The sequence below is a fragment of the Pseudomonas sp. NPDC012596 genome (assembly GCF_042902325.1).
Lineage (GTDB): Bacteria > Pseudomonadota > Gammaproteobacteria > Pseudomonadales > Pseudomonadaceae > Aquipseudomonas.
This window is the reverse complement of the sequence record NZ_JBIBEB010000030.1, coordinates 1-17,023: the sequence shown is the minus strand read 5'-3', so window position 1 is coordinate 17,023 and position 17,023 is coordinate 1. Positions and strand designations below refer to the sequence as shown.

Here is a 17,023-nt window from a genome sequence, read left to right as displayed (position 1 = left end):
CCGGCCTCATCGCGGGCAAGCCCGCTCCTGTAGGAGCGGGCTTGCCCGCGATGAGGCCGGTGCAGGACTACCAGGCCATCGCCTTGTCCCACCCCTTCCAGAACAACCACCGCCGCACCTCGCCATGCGCCCCGGTGCCGATCTGCCACTCAGGCCGCCCACTGCCCAGCGCGATTATCGAAATGAACCCGGCATGGCTCGCCGCAACCAGCGTGCGCCCGTCCGCGCTGAGGTCCATGGCGCTGATGGTCGAACCCAGGTAATGCTGCCAATGTTCCGCGCCATCCTCGCCAAACGCCCGCAGGTAACCGTAGGCATCGCCAACTATGTACTCGCCATCACCGGCTACCCCGGCATAAACCCGCGCGCCATCCTGCAGCAACGGTGTGCGCGGGTCTTCGCTGTAGTATTCGGTATCCAGCCCCGGCAGGTCCGCCACGCGTACCCCCAGGGTGCCGCCGTTGTAGAAGTGGCAGGCATTGACGATCAGTTGGTCGCCGCTGCGGTTGAACAGGGCGAAATGCGGGTACTCGCCGCCAGGGCCGATCTCCGCCACGGGTTGCAGTTGATCGTTCAGAACCAGATGGCGGCTGCTCTGTTCGCCGACCACGATCAGCCGGCCATCCGGCGACACCGCGCCATGCTCCATGGCCAGCCCCAGGCCGATATCGTCCGGGTCGGTGCCTTCGGCCAGCGCTTCGAGCACCTGCGACTCACGCGGCAGCAACCGCGTAGCCCCCTCAGCGGCAAGCAGGAAAATGCCCTCGGCGCTGACCAGCAGCACCCGCTGGCCGTCCGCGAAAGGCACCAGCGTGGTGGGTGTCGGCGGCAGGTCGAACGGTTCGAACGGGTAACCCGCTGGCAGGCCTTCCAGCCCGTTCGGCCAAGGCAGGCGAGCAACCTGCGGGCCGCCCCAGCCATCGGTAACCCGTACCCCCTCGGCGTTGGCCAAGGCAAAGTAGCGTCGCTGCGGGCAGCGGCCAAAGTGCTCGATACCAATCACCGGGGTCACAGCCTGTTGATCGATGCGCACCACCTGGCCCTTTTCATACGGCATGCCGATGCGCGCCAGCAGGCTGCCATCGTCCAGCAGCAGGACGTTGCAGATGCCTTGCCCGTGGGCGTCGAGCAGGGGCACCAGCGGCAGGTGCGCTGGCGGCCAGGCCGCGCGGAAGGCCTGGCGTTGATGTTCGTCGACATCCGGCCGGTTGACGGCCTGCAGGGCGCCCTGCCAGGCATCGAGCAGGTGCTCGGTGGCGGCGTGTTGCGGTTCTTCGAGGTCGTCCCAGCCTTGGGCGCAGCCTTGCGCGACGTAGCGGTTGATGGCCTGGGCATAGGCAGTGACCGCTTGCTGCCATTGTTGCTGGGCATGTTGATCGTTCATGGGCGGATCGGGCTCCTTGTTCCGCTTGCATTCCACACACAGCGCGCATGGTACCTGCAATACGCGGCGGGTTGTGAGGCACGATATTGACGCGTACCATGCGGGCATTCCCTCCAATAACAAACCCGTGCCTCAGCGCGGCCGATACTTGGCCCCTGACGCGCGTCCTTTCGCCATGCCTGCGGAGAACAGAATTCCACCCATGAACGGACCCATCCCCACCGACGTGCCAGCGGCCAGCGATGGCGGCAGCTGGCTGAGCGTGATCGCTCTGGCCCTGGCGGCCTTCATTTTCAACACCACAGAGTTCGTCCCGGTGGCGCTGCTCAGCGACATCGGCAGCAGTTTCGACATGACCACCGCGCAGGTCGGCCTGATGCTGACCATCTACGCCTGGGTGGTAGCCCTGGCTTCGCTGCCGATGATGCTGCTGACACGCAACATCGAGCGGCGGCGCCTGCTGCTGTTCGTGTTCATGGTGTTCATCATCAGCCACCTGTTGTCGTGGCTGTCGCAGAGCTTCGCCATGCTGCTGGTGAGCCGTATCGGCATCGCCCTGTCGCATGCTGTGTTCTGGGCCATCACCGCCTCGTTGGCGGTGCGCGTGGCGCCGCCCGGCCAGCAGGCGAAGGCGCTTGGCCTGCTGGCGACCGGCACCACCCTGGCGATGGTGCTGGGCATCCCGCTGGGCCGCGTGGTCGGCGAAGCGCTGGGCTGGCGCGTGACGTTCCTCAGCATTGCCGGTGTCGCGCTGGCCACCATGCTGTGCCTGATGAAATCGCTGCCGCTGCTGCCCAGCCAGAATTCGGGCTCGTTGCGCAGCCTGCCGATCCTGTTCAAGCGCCCGGCGCTGGTCATCACCTATGTGCTGGTGACGCTGGTGATCACCGCGCAGTTCACGGCCTACAGCTATATCGAGCCGTTTGCCTTGCACGTGGCGCAGATCGGTGGCGAGCGCACCACGCTCTTGTTGTTGCTGTTCGGTGGCGCCGGGGTGTTCGGCTCGCTGCTGTTCAGCCGCTACAGCGACCGCTTCCCGCATGGCTTCCTGGTGGGCTCGATCGGCCTGCTGGCGGCGTGCCTGCTGCTGCTTTTGCCGCTGTCAGGCAACTTCTACCTGTTTGCCGGGCTGAGCATGCTCTGGGGTATTGCGATCCTCAGTTTCAGCCTGGCGCTGCAGTCCAAGACCCTGAAGCTGGCGTCCGATGCGACGGATGTGGCCATGGCACTGTTCTCGGGCATTTACAACATCGGCATCGGTGGCGGGGCGCTGCTGGGCAGTATCGTCAGCAGCCAGATGGGCGTGGCCGATATCGGCATGGTCGGCGGCAGCGTGGCGGTGGTCGGGTTGCTGTTGGCGGTGGCCAGTACCCGGCGGTTTCGCGAGGCGCTGAGCCACTGACACCCGGTGCTGGCGGTGTTTTTTGTGGGTGCGGCGCGCAGCTGCCGCACCAGCGAACAGTGAAATCAGCCAAGCAGTGCAGCCCAGGCCGATACCAGCAGCAACCCCGCCAACCCGCGGTTGAACCACAGCAACCGCCCCGGCGCCTGCAACCAGCGCGCACTGCCCACCCCAAGCAATGCCCAGGCCGTCATGCACGGCAGGGCAATCAGCAGAAACACCAGCGCAAGTTGCCACACCGGCAAGGAAGGCGCCGCAAACACGCCAATCACCGCCACGGCCATCATCCACACTTTCGGGTTGACCACTTGCAGTGACGCTGCACTGAGGGCACCGAACGGCTTGGCTGCGCCTACATCCAGGGGCTGCCCGGCGCTGCGCAGAATGCGCCATGCCAGCCAGCTCAACCACAATACGCCGGCCCAACTCATCACCTGTCTGGCCAGCGGATGACGCATCAGCACTTCGCCCAGCCCAAGCCCGACCAGCAGTACAACCGCCGCCGCCGCACCGCAGCCCGCCAGGATCGGCGCCACGCTGGCGCGCATGCCTTGCCGCGCGCCATGGGCCAGGATCAGCAGGTTGGTTGGCCCCGGGCTGATGCTGGCGACCAGGGCGAAGAGGATGAACGGCAACAACGAATGCGACATGGTGAAAGGCTCCGATTGAACAGAGCACCATGCTCGGGCATCGCCGCGCGTCAGTCTGGAAGGTTTGTGCAGCGGCGCCGGTAGTCTGCCGGGGTGAGCTGGTAGGCACGGCGGAACCAGCGGCCCAAGTGGCTCTGGTCGGCAAAACCCAGGGCCATGGCCACTTCGGTTGGTGTCTGGCCCTGAGCAAGCAGCCGCCGAGCGCGCGCCAGGCGCAGCTGGATCAGGTAGGCATGCGGCGCCAGGCCGAAGGCGGCCTTGAACGCGCGGGTAAGGCGAAAGCGATCAATGCCGCAGGCCTGCGCCAGGTCGTCCAGGCCGATGTCCTGGTCCAGGTGGGTGTGCAGGTAATCACGCGCCCGCTGCGCGGTCAGCGGCAGGCGCGGGTCGGGGTTCAGGCGCTTGCGCCAGTGCAGGTGGCCGGTCAGGCAGCCGAGCAGGTCATCGGTGGCGGTTTGCCGCACGATACGCAGCTCTTCGCCGTGCACGGCCTGGAATGCGCGGGCGGTGGCGCCGACCAGGCGGGGGTCATGGCACAGCGGGTCGGCGATACTGGGCAGGCTGTCGCTTGGCGCCTGCTCGAACAACGCGCGCAGTTCGGCCTCCAGCCACTTCGGCTCAAGGTACAGCGTCGAATAGGTAAAGCCCTCTTCTGTGGGGGCATGGCCGTTGTGGATATCACCGGGCTCGAGCAGGAACACGTGCCCTGGCGTGCTGTGGTGGCGCACCCGCCGGCAATCGAACTGCTGCACGCCCTGTTCGGTGTAGCCGACCAGAAAACTGTCGTGCCAGTGCGGGTCGTAGGCGTGGCCAACGAAATGCGCGCGGACCGACTCGATGCCGGTGTCGGCGTCTTGCTTGAGGTCGATCCAGTTGGGCATGGCGGCAAGGCTGCAGAGGGGTAGGGCAGTTCACCTTATCGCAGAAGCTGGCAGCGGTTTAGAACATTTGTGCAGCGCGGCGCTTCATTGCGGCTGTTGGGCGGCGAAGCGGTCATGCAACCAGATGTGCAACTGCGACACCGCAGGCGACAGCTGCTTGCGGTGCGGGCAGACCAAGGTCACCGGGGTGAGTTCGCCCGGGTATTCGGGCAGCAGCACTTCCAGCTCGCCTGAGGCGACGTTGGCACTTACATCCAGCCATGACTTGTAGGCTATGCCCTCGCCCAGCAGTGCCCAGCGCCGCACCACGTCGGCGTCGTCGCTGAACAGCGGGCCGCTGACCTGCACGGTGCGGTTGCCCAGCCGCCATTTGTCGTAGGTGCGCCCCAGTTGCAGGTACAACAGGCAGGCGTGTTGTTGCAGGTCTTCGAGTGCCTGCGGCCTGCCGTGGCGCGCCAGATAATCAGGCGATGCGACCAGCACACGGCGGTTCCACGGCGCCAGAGGCAGGGCGATGTAGTTGGCTTCTTGGTTGAGGCCATAGCGGATGGCCACGTCCACCGGGTCGCGGAACAGGTCGGCCACCTGGTCGGAGAGGTGGAAGCGCAAGGTCAGCTTGGGGTGTTCGCGGCGGAACTCGCTGAGCCACGGCAGCAGGATGTTGCGCCCAAGGTCCGAGGGCGCCGACACCTGCAGCACGCCGCGCAGGGTAGTGCGCGCACCGTGCAGGTTATCGCGGCCCTGACGCAGGCTCTCCAGCACGCTCAGCGCCGTGGGCAGGTACAGCTCGCCCTCGGCGGTCAGGCGCAGGCTGCGTGTGGTGCGGGCGAACAGGCGTACGTCGAGGTCGCGCTCCAGGCGCTTGATCGCGGCGGCAACCTGGCCGGGCAGCAAGTCAGCCTCGTGGGCAGCGGCGGTGAAGCTGCCCAGCGCGCTGCTGCGCACGAACAGTTCGAGGTCAGTGAAGCGCAGCATTTTCATTCCGTGGGAGAAAGTGTTGCTGCATTCTGCCGCTTTTTCGGATTATCAGGAAAGATGCCAAGCGCCGCTACACCACCAAGGCCTACAGGTGCCCGCCGAGGTTCTTGTGGGGATATTGAGATCGAGCGCCGCCCGCGCGGCGCATCGCGGCTAAAGCCGCTCCTACATTTGTTGCAACGTGCCGTTCCAGTCAGGCCATGGTTGTCCGCCTTGGCGCATGACTGAAGACAGGTGGGGCGCCAGCAGCGCCAGCCGAAAAATATCGTCGAGCCACCAAGGCTAACAACTATGGCCTATCAGGCCATGGCACGTTGCAACAAATGTAGGAGCGGCTTTAGCCGCGATGCGCCGCGCGGGCGGCGCTCGATCTCATGGGCGCTGAAGATCTCAAGGCAAGCGCTTCGCGAAGCGCCCCACGGGCGCCGCTCGGTTCCCAACCCGCTGAACTTCTAGCGGCGCCCCCCCAAAATGTCACCACAACGCCACCGAGCCCGCCGCCACCACCCGCCCGAACACCTCGATGGCTTTCTCCACCTCGGCCTGCTGAGTAAACCGCCCAATACTCACCCGCACACTCTTGCGTGCCCGCTGTTCATCCAGCCCCAACGCCAGCAACACATGCGACGCTGCGTTGCTCGCCGAGTTGCAGGCCGAGGTGGTCGACAGCGCCAGCTCGCTGGCCAACGCCGCGCTGTTGAAGCCTGGAGCCTCAATGCACAGGTTGAGGGTATGCGGGATGCGCTGAGTCGCGCAGCCATTGAGGCTTACCCCAGGCAGCGCCAGCAGCCCTTCGCGCAGGCGCCTGGCGAGCTGCTCGATGCGCTGGTGCTCGCTGTCGCCAGGCTGGCCGGCGAAGGCGAAGGCAGTGCCCATGCCGACAATCTGATGGGTCGCCAGGGTGCCCGAGCGCAGCCCGCGTTCATGGCCACCACCGTGTATCTGCGCGCGCATCAGCCCACGTGCGCGTGGCCCGACGAACAACGCGCCGATGCCTTTCGGGCCATACACCTTGTGCGCCGAGAATGACATCAGGTCGACTGCCATCGCTTGCAGGTCGATGGCCAATTTGCCCACCGCCTGGGCGGCATCCACATGCAGCAGTGCCCCATGGGCCCGCACGCGCTGGCCAATGGCGGCGAAATCGGTGACGGTCCCCAGTTCATTGTTCACGGCCATCAGCGACACCAGGCGGGTATCGGCGCGCAGGGCTGCCTGCACGTCATAGGGCTGAATCAGCCCGGCGGCATCCGGCGCCAGGCGGGTTACCGCCCAGCCTTGGCGCTCCAGCTCGTTGACGGTATCGAGCACGGCCTTGTGCTCCAGTTGGCTGGTGATCAGGTGGCCCGGCTGGCCGAGGCCCTGGGCAATGCCTTTGAGGGCGAGGTTGTTGGACTCCGTGGCGCCCGATGTCCACACCAGTTCATCGGCACTTGCAGCGATGCGCTCGGCCACTTGCTGGCGGGCCTGCTCGACGGCGTCACGGGCACTCTGGCCATAGGCGTGGCCCATTGAGGCGGGGTTGCCGAAGTTCACCTGGCGGCCCAGGCAGGTCAGCATGGTTTCGATGACGCGGTCATCTACCGGGGTGGTGGCGGCGTAGTCGAAATAGAGTGGGGCGCTGAGCATGGTGGGCGGATCCTTGGCTGTGGCCGTGAGGTCGGCGATCGTTGCAGCAAGGGTACCGGTGGGGGTGAAGAAGGTTTTGCCCTTTTGTTTGAGCTGGATGGCGTTGGCGGAGAAAAATATTCTCCATTCACTGCGGATCTTGGAATTTGTTTTACGGCGTGGGCTTTTCGCAAGCCCACGCGACGGAGCGGTTACTTCTGGCAGAGATAATCCTGAGTGATGGTGGTCTGCAGGCAATTGTATTGCCCCATGGTACGGCAGATGTTTTTCTCGCTCCCGGTGAGCTCCGCGCTTTTGTAGCCCCACGTCTTGCACCGTGCGGTGGCCACTTGCAGGCCTTGGGCCGCGTCGCTCTGGCCGCTCTCGAACTGGCCCAGCTCGTACGAAACCTGCACCACACCGTCGTTCTTGCTACCGCCGGTGGCTTCCCAGTTTTTCGGTGTGGCGCAGCCGGTCAAAAACAGGGCTGCAAGGGTAAGCGTGGCAATGGTTGTTTTCATGGTCGACATAGTCCTTTACACGGACGCACGCGCGCGGCGGCGCGGCTTCCTGATGCGATGGGGGGATGAGCTGTCGACGTTAGCATGGGGCCTGGGTGCAGGCGGATAGTACGGGTGTGCTAATGGCACCTGGCTGTAAGGGGCCTCAGGCCGGCTCCAGCGCCCGTTCCTCTTCGGCCACCACCCGTTCGCACAGCTCGATGATCTGTTCGCGCATCCAGCGGTTGGCCGGGTCCTGGTCGGTGCTTTCGTGCCAATACAGGTGCGTCTCCAGCGCAGGTACGTCCACCGGTAGCGGCTGATAGCGCAACTGATGGCGGCGGGCGAAGCGCTCCGGCACGGTCATCACCATGTCGGTCTGTTGCAGCACCTGCGAGGCCATCAGGTAATGCTGCGAACGCAACGCGACCTTGCGTTGCACGCCCATCTTGCCCAGCGCCAGGTCGACGTAGCCCAGCCCGTTGCGCCGGCTGGAAATATGGATATGGGTCATGCTCAGGTAGTTGTCGAGGGTCAGTTTGGCGTCCGCCAGCGGGTGGCCCTGGCGCAGGGCGCAGACGTAGCGGTCCTGCATCAGCTTGACGTGGCGCACCTGTGGGTCGGTGTTCAACGGCGCGTCCACGGCAAAGTCCAGGCGCCCGGCGGCCAGTTCCTTGGTGGTCTCGCGGCGCTTGCAAAGGAAGCTTTCGATCAGCACCGCGGGTGCCAGGCGGCGCAAGCGTTGGAACAGCGGCGGCAGGATCACCGCCTCGGTGAGGTCGGTCATGCTGATGCGGAAGGTCTTGTTGGCTTGCTGCGGGTTGAAGATGCGGCTTTCCTGCACCGACGTGCGCAGCAGCGCCAAGGCGTTGCGCACCGGGCCGATGATGTTTTGCGCCATGGGCGTAGGCACCATGCCTTGGGCGGTGCGCACGAACAGCGGGTCGTTGAAGGTTTCGCGCAAGCGCGACAGCGCGTTGGACACCGCCGGCTGGGTGATGCCGACGATCTGCCCGGCGCGGGTCAGGTTGGCTTCGGTGTAAATCGCATCGAAGACAATGAACAGGTTGAGGTCGACCTTGCTGAGGTTCATGGGCGCCGCTCTTTGTTGGAATTATTGCCCGATCATATATCGGTTATGAATGTTAATACACGCGGAAAATAGACTAGGTAGATCGAGGTGCGCTGCTCTAGGCTCTGCCCATGTACTTCGAACCGTGAAGGTAGCCCCGATGGATTTCGCCTATTCGCCCAAGGTCCAGGCACTGCGCGAGCGCGTCACCGCGTTCATGGATGCCCATGTCTATCCCGCCGAGCCGGTGTTCGAGCGCCAGGTTGCCGAAGGCGACCGCTGGCAGCCCACCGCAATCATGGAAGAACTCAAGGCCAAGGCACGCGCCGAGGGCCTGTGGAACCTGTTTCTGCCCGAGTCGGAATACGGCGCCGGCCTGAGCAACCTGGAGTACGCGCCGCTGGCCGAGATCATGGGCCGCTCGTTACTGGGGCCCGAGCCGTTCAACTGCTCGGCGCCGGACACCGGCAACATGGAAGTGCTGGTGCGCTATGGTAGCGAGGCGCAGAAGCGCCAGTGGCTGGAACCGCTGCTGCGCGGCGAGATTCGCTCGGCCTTCGCCATGACCGAACCGGACGTGGCCTCCTCGGACGCCACCAACATGGCCGCCACGGCCGTGCGTGACGGTGACGAATGGGTGATCAAAGGCCGCAAATGGTGGACCTCCGGCGCTTGTGACCCGCGCTGCAAGGTGATGATCTTCATGGGCCTGTCCGACCCAGAAGGCCCGCGCCACCAGCAACACTCGATGGTGCTGGTGCCGACCGATGCGCCTGGGGTGAAGATCGTCCGGCCCTTGCCCGTGTTCGGCTACGACGATGCTCCCCATGGCCACGCCGAAGTGCTGTTCGAAAACGTGCGCGTGCCCTACGACAACGTGATCCTCGGTGAAGGGCGCGGCTTCGAAATCGCCCAGGGGCGCCTCGGCCCAGGCCGCATCCACCACTGCATGCGCTCGGTAGGCATGGCTGAACGTGCGCTGGAGCTGATGTGCAAACGCGCCGTTGCGCGCACCGCGTTTGGCCGGCCGCTGGCGCGACTGGGCGGCAACGTCGATAAGATCGCCGACTCGCGCATGGAAATCGACATGGCGCGGCTGCTGACTCTGAAGGCGGCCTACATGATGGACACGGTTGGCAACAAGGTCGCGCGCAGCGAGATCGCACAGATCAAGGTTGTAGCGCCGAATGTGGCCCTGAAGGTGATCGACCGGGCTATCCAGATTCATGGTGGGGCAGGGGTGAGCGGCGATTTCCCGCTGGCGTACATGTATGCCATGCAGCGCACCCTACGCCTGGCCGATGGCCCGGATGAAGTGCACCGGGCGGCGATAGGCAAGTATGAAATTGGCAAGTATGTGCCGGCGGATATGTTGCGTAGCGGGCGGTAAGCCGTCGCGCGAGCCCGTGGTCCTTCACCACTGGGCTCGTGCCGCCACTCAAACCCGCAATTGCGGGTCTTCCTCCTTTTCAGCGCCCTTGCTTTCACCAGCAGCCACCTGCTCGTGTTGAGCTTCACTCGGCGCAGGATTTTCCCCCCGCGTTTTGACCAGGGACACCACCACCCCACCCAGCAACAACCCGAATGTCACCCCCAGCGACAGCAACGCGGGCACCTTGCCCACCATGCCGTGGTAGAAAATCTTGCAGCCAATGAAGATCAGCACCATTGCCAAGGCATACTTGAGGTAAACAAACCGGTGCATCAACGCCGACAAGGCAAAGTACAGCGACCGCAGCCCCAGAATGGCAAAGATGTTCGAGGTGTAGACGATGAACGGATCCTGGGTAATGGCGAAGATCGCCGGCACGCTGTCGACCGCGAACACCAGGTCAGCCAGTTCGATCAGCACAAGCGCCAGGAACAGTGGTGTAGCGTAGCGCAACGCCTTGCTCTGGCCCGGCGGGGTAAGGCGCACGAAAAAATGCGAGCCGTGTATCTGGTCGGTCACGCGCATGTGCCGCCTGACGAACTTCAACACCGGGTTGTTGGCCAGGTCGACATGGCTGTCCTCTTTGGACAACGCCATCTTCACCCCGGTAAACAGCAGGAACGCGCCGAAGATGTACAACACCCATTCGAAGTTCTGCACCAGCGTCGCACCCACGCCGATCATGATCGCGCGCAGCAGCACCACGCCCAGGATGCCCCAGAACAACACGCGGTGCTGGTAGCGGCGGGGGATGGAGAAGAAACCGAAGATCATGGCCATGACGAATACGTTGTCCATCGACAACGATTGCTCGACCAGAAAACCGGTGTAGAACTCCAGCGCCGGCTGCGCACCCAGCTCGAACCAGACCCACGCGCCAAACAGCACGCCCACGCTGAAATAGCCTGAATACAGCAGCAGGCTCTCGCGCATTTCGATTTCACGGTCCTGGCGGTGCAGCACACCCAGGTCAAGCACCAGCAGGCCGATGACAATGGCCATGAACACCAGCCACAACCAGGTGCTGGTGCCGAGAAAGGGTGTGGTGAGGAATGTCTGTAGAGCCGTCATGAGCCCCTCCTGAGTTGTCGACGTTGCATGGCAACAGTGATCCGACATGGCGGCGCAGTAGCCGTCAGAGGGGCCCGGTATCACATGGGCTTGAGCCTAGACCCATTTCCCGGTGATGCCGAATGGCGCGCTGTTACAAAACTTTGCTCGGGCATACCCCTGTTGCGCCGGATGAGTAGCTGTTGAATACCTGCTGCCATGCCAACAGCTGCCTGGGCAATCAGTACACCCACACTTCCACCCGGCGATTGCGCAAGCGCCCTTGCTCCCGCTCATTACCCGCCACAGGCAGTTCATCGCCCAAGCCCGTCACCTCCAGCACTTCAACGCCGTCGCGCGCCAGCTCGCGGCGTACTGCCTGGGCTCGCAGGCGCGAAAGCAGGGCGGCGCGGCCGGGTGTTTCCTTAGGGTCGCCAAACCCCACCAGCACTGCCTTGCTCTGCAGCTTGCCGGCCTGGCGCAGGTACGCGGCCACCCGTTGCACATCGCGCAGGGCCTTGTTGTCGAGGCTGGCGCTGCCTGCCTGAAAGCGAAAGTTCACGCTCAGGCGCTGCGCTTGCTGCGCCAGGTTGCGATAGCGCGGCGGCATGTCGGCCTGCGCCGGCACCGCAAGGGCTTTGACCTGCTGCGACACGAACCCCTGTTCGGCGACGATGGCCTGGCCAGCCGGGCTTTGGGCGAACTCGGCCAAGGCCTTGGCCTGGGGCTTGGCATTGGCGGGCAGATAGAAGTACAGCCGGCGTGACAGCGGGTAGTCTTCGCTGGCCACCATTGGCCGCTCCGGGAGCATGGCGGGGGCATCGCCTTCGGCAACGGCCAGCACCTTGGCCCCGTGCACGGCAGCCAGGCTGCTGAAACCGATGGCCTGGCGGTCGGCGCCGACCCGTTCGGCCAGCGCGTCGCTCGACTCGAAGCGCAGGGCCCAGGCGGCCAGTTCGCCATGGTTGGGTTCCAGCACCAGTGCCTTGAACGTTTCGAAGGTGCCGGAGCGGTCGTCACGGGCATACAGGTGAATCGCGCCGCCTGCTACGCCCAGCTGTTCCCAGCGCTGGATCTGCCCAGAAAAGACCTGCGCCAGTTGCGCTGTGGTCAGCTGCGGCAGGGGGTTGTCGGGGTGGATGATCACCGCCACACCGTCCAGCCCTATAACCTGCTCGGCGCTGGCCGCACGCAGGTCGCCCAGTGCCTTGAGCTGTTGCGCTTCGGCATCGGTGATGGGGCGGGAAGCGGCGGCCAGGTCGGCCTCGCCACGGCCAAGTGCGCTGAAGCCGGTGCTCGACCCGTGCGCCGCGATATCGATGCGCAACGCCTGGCCGTGGGCATCGCGGGCATCGATCACGGTTTCGTTGGCCGCGGCGCCGGGCCGTTGCTCGATGGCTGTGGCCTGTTGCGCCCGCAATTGCCCCTGTACCAGCGCAGGCACCAGGGCCGCGCCGATGGTGTTGGAGCCTTGCACACGCAGGTGCAGGGGCTCGGCCACGGCCGCAACGGGGAGCAGGGGAAGCAGCAAGAGCAGCAGGCGGAGCATGCCGGGCGACCTTTGGCATAGAGTTGCCCGGCAGATTACGACGGTAGCGTGACCGAAATGTGACGGTCAGGCAGCGCCCAGTGCGTCGACGATCGCTTGGCCGACGGCCTGTGTCGAGCGGCTGCCGCCCATGTCGGGGGTGGTTTCACCTTTGCCGATAACGGTCTCGATGGCCCGCAGAATGTCATCGTGCGCTACCTGGTAGCGGCCATCGGGCGCGGCTTTGCCGAGGAACTCGAGCATCATCGCACCGGACCAGATCATGCCGATCGGGTTGGCGATGTGCTTGCCAGCGATGTCCGGTGCCGAACCGTGCACCGGCTCGAACAGCGACGGGAACCTTCGCGAGGGGTTGAGGTTGGCCGACGGCGCAATGCCGATGGTGCCGGTGCAGGCGGGCCCCAGGTCGGAGAGGATGTCACCGAACAGGTTCGACGCCACCACCACGTCGAAGCGCTCCGGCTGCAGCACGAAACGTGCACAGAGGATGTCGATGTGCTGCTTGTCCCAGCTGATTTCGGGGTAGTGCTGCGCCATGGCCGCGGTGCGCTCGTCCCAGTAGGGCATGCTCACAGCCATGCCGTTGGACTTGGTGGCCGAGGTCACATGCTGGCGGGGGCGGCCCTGCGCGAGTTCGAAGGCGTACTCGAGGATGCGGTCGACGCCGCGGCGGGTGAACACCGATTCCTGCAAAACGATTTCGTTGTCGGTGCCTTCGAACATGCGCCCACCCAGGGACGAATACTCCCCTTCGGTGTTTTCCCGCACCACCACAAAATCAATGTCGCCCGGCTGCTTGCCGGCCAGCGGGCAGGGTACGCCCGGGAACAGGCGCACCGGGCGGATGTTCACGTACTGGTCGAAGTCGCGGCGAAACTTCAGCAGCGAGCCCCACAGGGAAATATGGTCGGGCACCTTGTCCGGCCAGCCGACCGCGCCAAAGTACAGCGCGTCGAAGCCCTTGAGCTGCTCGAACCAGTCGTCCGGCATCATCTTGCCGTGGGCCAGGTAATAGTCGCAGCTGGCCCACTCGAAATATTCGAACGCGAGGTCCAGGCCGTGCTTGCGCGCGGCTGCCTCAAGCACGCGAATGCCTTCGGGGAGCACTTCGTTGCCGATGCCGTCACCGGGGATGGCGGCAATCTTGAATGTCTTGTTCATGGTGCACCTAGTGGCTGGGGAGCAGAGGTGGTCCATGCTATAAGGTGGCTGTTTAGAGATAATCCACCAAACCATGGATTCTTAGTGTACGTATCGTGAACAATCTGCCGAGCCTCGACGATCTCGATATTTTCCTTCAGGTGGCCCGTCGCGCCAGCTTCGCGGCGGTGGCCGAGGCGCGCGGCATGTCGGCGGCGTTCGTCAGCAAGCGCATTCGCCAGCTCGAAACGGACCTGGGCGTGCGCCTGCTGCACCGCACCACCCGGCGGGTGACGGTGAGCGAGGAGGGCGAGCGGGTCTATCAATGGGCGCAGCAGATGTTCGAAGCGTTGCAGCGCATGGGTGATGAGCTGGATGCAGGCCAGCGCGAGCCGGCCGGGCAGTTGCGCATCGCCAGCAGCCTTGGCCTGGGCCGGCGCCTGGTGGCGCCGGCGTTGTCGGAGCTGGCGGCGCGTTACCCACGGCTGGATATTCGCCTGGATGTGCATGACCGCCTGGTGGACCTGGCCACCGAGGGCATCGACCTGGATATACGCGTGGGCGATACCATTGCGCCAAACCTGATCGCCAAGCGCCTTGCCCGCAACCGCCGGGTGCTGTGTGCGTCGCCTGACTACCTGGCCCGGCGCGGTACGCCGAAGACGTTGGCCGACCTGGCCGCCCATGATTGCCTGGTGATCAAGGAGCGGGATCACCCGTTCGGCCTGTGGCACCTGCAGGGGCCGGCCGGCGAGGAGAGCGTGCGGGTGACCGGCGCGCTGTCGAGCAACCATGGTGAGGTGGTGCACCAGTGGTGCCTGGACGGGCGTGGGATCGTGCTGCGCTCGTGGTGGGATGTGCACGACAGCCTGGACAATGGCCGGCTGGTTCGGGTGCTGGAGGGGTATCAGCAGGCGGCGGATATCTGGGCGGTGTACACCGCACCGTTGGCCGGCTCGGCCAAGGTGCGGGTGGCGGTCGAGTTTTTTCGGCAGTATTTTGCCGACCGCTATCGGTTGCCGGGGGGGTGATCAGACTGGGGAATTCAGCTGGCGCCAGCGTCAGGTGTGCGGCACCTGCTTGGGCGCTGCTCCCCCGGCATACTGCGGTTTCAGGTGCCCCTGCTCATCCAGCAGGTAGGCATCCATGACCTCGCGCACCACCGGCCCCGCCACGCGGCCACCGGCCTCGCCGTTCTCGATCATCACCGCTACCACCACGCTGGGATGGTCGGCGGGGGCGAAGCCGACGAACAGGGCGTTGTCGCGGTGGCGTTCGAGGGTCTTGTTGCGGTTGTAGCGCTCACCTTGCTTGATCGCCACCACCTGCGCCGTGCCGCTCTTGCCGGCGATGCGGTACTGGGCGCCGGCGGCGGAGGCGCGGGCGATGCCGCGCGGGTCGTGCATGACCATCTGCATGCCCTGGCTGACCTGGTCCCAGGCACGCCGGTCGTGCAGCACGATGTCCGGCATCGGGTTGGGGTCGACCGGGGTCTCGCCGCCCACGGTCATCGCCAGGTGGGGGCGGTGCCACACGCCTTTGCTGGCCAGCAGGCTGGTGGCCTGGGCCAGCTGCAGCGGGGTGACCTGCATGTAGCCCTGGCCGATGCCGAGAATCAGCGTCTCGCCCGGGAACCACGCCTGGCGGCGGGTGGCGCGCTTCCACTGGGCCGAGGGCATCAGCCCGGCCGCCTCTTCGTTCATGTCCAGCGAGACCTTCTGGCCGAGGCCGAATTCGGCCATGTAGTCGTGCAGGCGGTCGATGCCGAGCTTGTGCGCCAGGTCGTAGAAGTAGGTGTCGTTGGAACGCATGATGGCAGTGTACATGTCCACCCAGCCGTCGCCGCTGCGGTTCCAGTTGCGGTACTTGTGGTCGTAGTTGGGCAGCTCGTAGTAGCCGGGGTCGAACACCCGGTTGCCGGGCGTGATCACACCGCTGTCGAGGCCGGCGATGGCCACTTCCGGCTTGACCGTCGAACCCGGCGCGTACAGCCCGCGCAGCACGCGGTTGAATAGCGGCCTGTCGATCGAGTCGCGCAGGGCCGCGTACTGCTTGAAGCTGATGCCCTTGACGAACAGGTTGGGGTCGAAGCTGGGGTTGCTGACCATCGCCAGCACGTCGCCGTTGGCGGGGTCGAGCACCACCACCGAACCGCGGCGGTCGCCCAGGGCTTTTTCGGCGGCCACCTGCAGGTGGCTGTCGATGCTCAGGATGATGTCCTTGCCCGGGATCGGGTCCTGGTGGTTGAGCACGCGCATCACCCGGCCCTGGGCGTTGGTCTCGACTTCTTCGTAGCCGACATGGCCGTGCAGCTGGGCTTCATAGAAGTGCTCGATGCCGGTCTTGCCGATTGACTGGGTGCCGCGGTATTCGGTGCTGTCGAGGGTCTTGGCTTCTTTCTCGTTGATGCGCCCGACATAGCCGACCGAATGGGCGAAGTGTTCGGCCAAGGGGTATTCGCGGATGAACTGCGGCTCTACCTCCAGGCCCGGCAGGCGGAACTGGTTGACCGCCACCAGGGCAATCTGCTCTTCGGTCAGGCCGACCATCAGCGTCACTGGCTCGAACGGTTTGCGGCCGCGGCGCAGGTCCTTGTCGAACTGCTTGCGGTCGTCCTCGCCCAGGCTCAGGATTTGCGCCAGGTTATCGAGCACCTTGGCCGGGTCGCCTGCGCGTTCGCGGGTCATGGTCAGGTCGAAGCTGGGCTTGTTGTCGGCCAGCACCACGCCGTTGCGGTCGTAGATCAAGCCGCGCTCGGGGGCGATGGGCAGCACATGCACGCGGTTGTTTTCCGACACCGCGGACTGCTGGTCGTGTTGCAGCACCTGCAGCACGTAAAGCCGGCCGATCAGGACGGCAACCAGGCTGAAGACCAGGGCCGCGCAGGCGAGCAGCCGGCGGTTGACCAGGCTCTTTTCCTTTTCGTGGTCCTTGAGGGGGATCGGTTGGGGCATGGGCGATGGTGTGTTGGCTGAACGCGAAACCTGTGGGAGCCGGCTTGCCAGCAAATACGCCAGGCCAGCCAACATGGATGTAGACGAGTGCTACGCACCCGAATCGCCGGCAAGCCGGCTCCCACAAGCATGCGGGGCGGCGATGCTACGCGGGCTGGCGCCTGCTCTCAAGGCAAACACCAGCGCCTGCGGTCCCTGGGGCGGCGCTTCAGCCCGCCGTCAGGGGGTTCACGGCCACATGAAGATTTGTTCATGCACCTTCGGAGACGGCCACGGGTTGCGCGGCTCGCCTTGAGGTGCATGTCGTGCGATTTGCGGTGTGGCGTATATCGAGCGCCGCCCGCGCGGCGCTTCGCGGGGCAAGCCCGCTCCCACATTTGTTGCAACGTGCCATGGCCTGATAGGCCATAGTTGTCAGCCTTG

The 17,023-nt window shown here is 65.0% G+C and carries 14 protein-coding genes; 3 read left to right on the top strand and 11 right to left on the bottom strand.

Going from position 1 to position 17,023, the window contains the following annotated elements; translation table 11 throughout:
* Positions 1–67: 67 nt before the first annotated feature.
* A complete protein-coding gene (locus tag ACFY68_RS25465) occupies positions 68–1,384 on the bottom strand; it encodes a hypothetical protein (RefSeq protein ID WP_387533249.1) in 1,317 nt (438 codons plus the stop codon).
* A 202-nt stretch (positions 1,385–1,586) separates the two neighbouring features.
* Between ACFY68_RS25465 and ACFY68_RS25460 the strand changes: the two genes are divergently transcribed.
* A complete protein-coding gene (locus ACFY68_RS25460; protein WP_346612379.1) occupies positions 1,587–2,786 on the top strand; it encodes a sugar transporter in 1,200 nt (399 codons plus the stop codon).
* A gap of 65 nt (positions 2,787–2,851) precedes the next feature.
* On the opposite strand, the gene ACFY68_RS25455 is transcribed toward ACFY68_RS25460, so the two are convergent.
* From ACFY68_RS25455 to ACFY68_RS25430, 6 genes are all read right to left on the bottom strand, one after another.
* Positions 2,852–3,436: a LysE family translocator gene (locus ACFY68_RS25455; RefSeq protein WP_387533246.1), complete on the bottom strand. Its 585-nt coding sequence runs from the start codon at positions 3,434–3,436 to the stop codon at positions 2,852–2,854.
* A gap of 50 nt (positions 3,437–3,486) precedes the next feature.
* Positions 3,487–4,317, bottom strand: a complete 831-nt coding sequence (locus tag ACFY68_RS25450) for an AraC family ligand binding domain-containing protein (protein WP_387533243.1) — start codon at positions 4,315–4,317, stop codon at positions 3,487–3,489.
* Positions 4,318–4,401: 84 nt separating this feature from the next.
* A complete protein-coding gene (locus tag ACFY68_RS25445) occupies positions 4,402–5,292 on the bottom strand; it encodes a LysR family transcriptional regulator (protein ID WP_387533240.1) in 891 nt (296 codons plus the stop codon).
* Positions 5,293–5,769: 477 nt separating this feature from the next.
* Entirely contained in the window at positions 5,770–6,924 is a 1,155-nt protein-coding gene (locus tag ACFY68_RS25440; RefSeq protein WP_387533237.1) for a cysteine desulfurase family protein, read from the bottom strand.
* A 191-nt stretch (positions 6,925–7,115) separates the two neighbouring features.
* Positions 7,116–7,424 (bottom strand): YecR family lipoprotein, encoded by a 309-nt coding sequence (gene yecR / locus ACFY68_RS25435; protein WP_387533234.1) that lies wholly within the window; start codon positions 7,422–7,424, stop codon positions 7,116–7,118.
* Between the two features lie 145 nt (positions 7,425–7,569).
* Positions 7,570–8,496 (bottom strand): LysR family transcriptional regulator, encoded by a 927-nt coding sequence (locus ACFY68_RS25430; RefSeq protein ID WP_346612384.1) that lies wholly within the window; start codon positions 8,494–8,496, stop codon positions 7,570–7,572.
* A gap of 139 nt (positions 8,497–8,635) precedes the next feature.
* Between ACFY68_RS25430 and ACFY68_RS25425 the strand changes: the two genes are divergently transcribed.
* Positions 8,636–9,865: an acyl-CoA dehydrogenase gene (locus tag ACFY68_RS25425; RefSeq protein ID WP_387533231.1), complete on the top strand. Its 1,230-nt coding sequence runs from the start codon at positions 8,636–8,638 to the stop codon at positions 9,863–9,865.
* Positions 9,866–9,913: 48 nt separating this feature from the next.
* Here the strand turns inward: ACFY68_RS25425 and ACFY68_RS25420 are convergent, their stop codons facing one another.
* The 3 genes from ACFY68_RS25420 to ACFY68_RS25410 form a co-directional block, all read right to left on the bottom strand.
* Positions 9,914–10,978, bottom strand: coding sequence for a TerC family protein (locus ACFY68_RS25420; RefSeq protein ID WP_387533228.1), 1,065 nt, complete (start codon positions 10,976–10,978; stop codon positions 9,914–9,916).
* Between the two features lie 220 nt (positions 10,979–11,198).
* Positions 11,199–12,506 (bottom strand): substrate-binding domain-containing protein, encoded by a 1,308-nt coding sequence (locus tag ACFY68_RS25415; protein ID WP_387533225.1) that lies wholly within the window; start codon positions 12,504–12,506, stop codon positions 11,199–11,201.
* A gap of 66 nt (positions 12,507–12,572) precedes the next feature.
* Positions 12,573–13,667, bottom strand: coding sequence for a tartrate dehydrogenase (locus ACFY68_RS25410; protein ID WP_387533222.1), 1,095 nt, complete (start codon positions 13,665–13,667; stop codon positions 12,573–12,575).
* 95 nt (positions 13,668–13,762) lie between these two features.
* Between ACFY68_RS25410 and ACFY68_RS25405 the strand changes: the two genes are divergently transcribed.
* The gene (locus ACFY68_RS25405) at positions 13,763–14,677 is read left to right on the top strand and encodes a LysR substrate-binding domain-containing protein (protein ID WP_387533219.1); all 915 of its coding nucleotides are present in this window, start codon (positions 13,763–13,765) and stop codon (positions 14,675–14,677) included.
* Between the two features lie 30 nt (positions 14,678–14,707).
* Here ACFY68_RS25405 and mrdA read toward each other — a convergent pair whose 3' ends face one another.
* On the bottom strand, positions 14,708–16,600 hold the full coding sequence (gene mrdA / locus ACFY68_RS25400) for a penicillin-binding protein 2 (protein ID WP_387533216.1): 1,893 nt from the start codon (positions 16,598–16,600) through the stop codon (positions 14,708–14,710).
* Positions 16,601–17,023 lie beyond the last annotated feature (423 nt).

What these genes read in the sequence shown, in the direction of transcription:
- ACFY68_RS25465 (WP_387533249.1), bottom strand. Translation starts at nt 1,384, where the DNA reads ATGAACGATCAACATGCCCAGCAACAATGGCAGCAAGCGGTCACTGCC.
- ACFY68_RS25460 (WP_346612379.1), top strand. Translation starts at nt 1,587, where the DNA reads ATGAACGGACCCATCCCCACCGACGTGCCAGCGGCCAGCGATGGCGGC.
- ACFY68_RS25455 (WP_387533246.1), bottom strand. Translation starts at nt 3,436, where the DNA reads ATGTCGCATTCGTTGTTGCCGTTCATCCTCTTCGCCCTGGTCGCCAGC.
- ACFY68_RS25450 (WP_387533243.1), bottom strand. Translation starts at nt 4,317, where the DNA reads ATGCCCAACTGGATCGACCTCAAGCAAGACGCCGACACCGGCATCGAG.
- ACFY68_RS25445 (WP_387533240.1), bottom strand. Translation starts at nt 5,292, where the DNA reads ATGCTGCGCTTCACTGACCTCGAACTGTTCGTGCGCAGCAGCGCGCTG.
- ACFY68_RS25440 (WP_387533237.1), bottom strand. Translation starts at nt 6,924, where the DNA reads ATGCTCAGCGCCCCACTCTATTTCGACTACGCCGCCACCACCCCGGTA.
- yecR (WP_387533234.1), bottom strand. Translation starts at nt 7,424, where the DNA reads ATGAAAACAACCATTGCCACGCTTACCCTTGCAGCCCTGTTTTTGACC.
- ACFY68_RS25430 (WP_346612384.1), bottom strand. Translation starts at nt 8,496, where the DNA reads ATGAACCTCAGCAAGGTCGACCTCAACCTGTTCATTGTCTTCGATGCG.
- ACFY68_RS25425 (WP_387533231.1), top strand. Translation starts at nt 8,636, where the DNA reads ATGGATTTCGCCTATTCGCCCAAGGTCCAGGCACTGCGCGAGCGCGTC.
- ACFY68_RS25420 (WP_387533228.1), bottom strand. Translation starts at nt 10,978, where the DNA reads ATGACGGCTCTACAGACATTCCTCACCACACCCTTTCTCGGCACCAGC.
- ACFY68_RS25415 (WP_387533225.1), bottom strand. Translation starts at nt 12,506, where the DNA reads ATGCTCCGCCTGCTGCTCTTGCTGCTTCCCCTGCTCCCCGTTGCGGCC.
- ACFY68_RS25410 (WP_387533222.1), bottom strand. Translation starts at nt 13,667, where the DNA reads ATGAACAAGACATTCAAGATTGCCGCCATCCCCGGTGACGGCATCGGC.
- mrdA (WP_387533216.1), bottom strand. Translation starts at nt 16,600, where the DNA reads ATGCCCCAACCGATCCCCCTCAAGGACCACGAAAAGGAAAAGAGCCTG.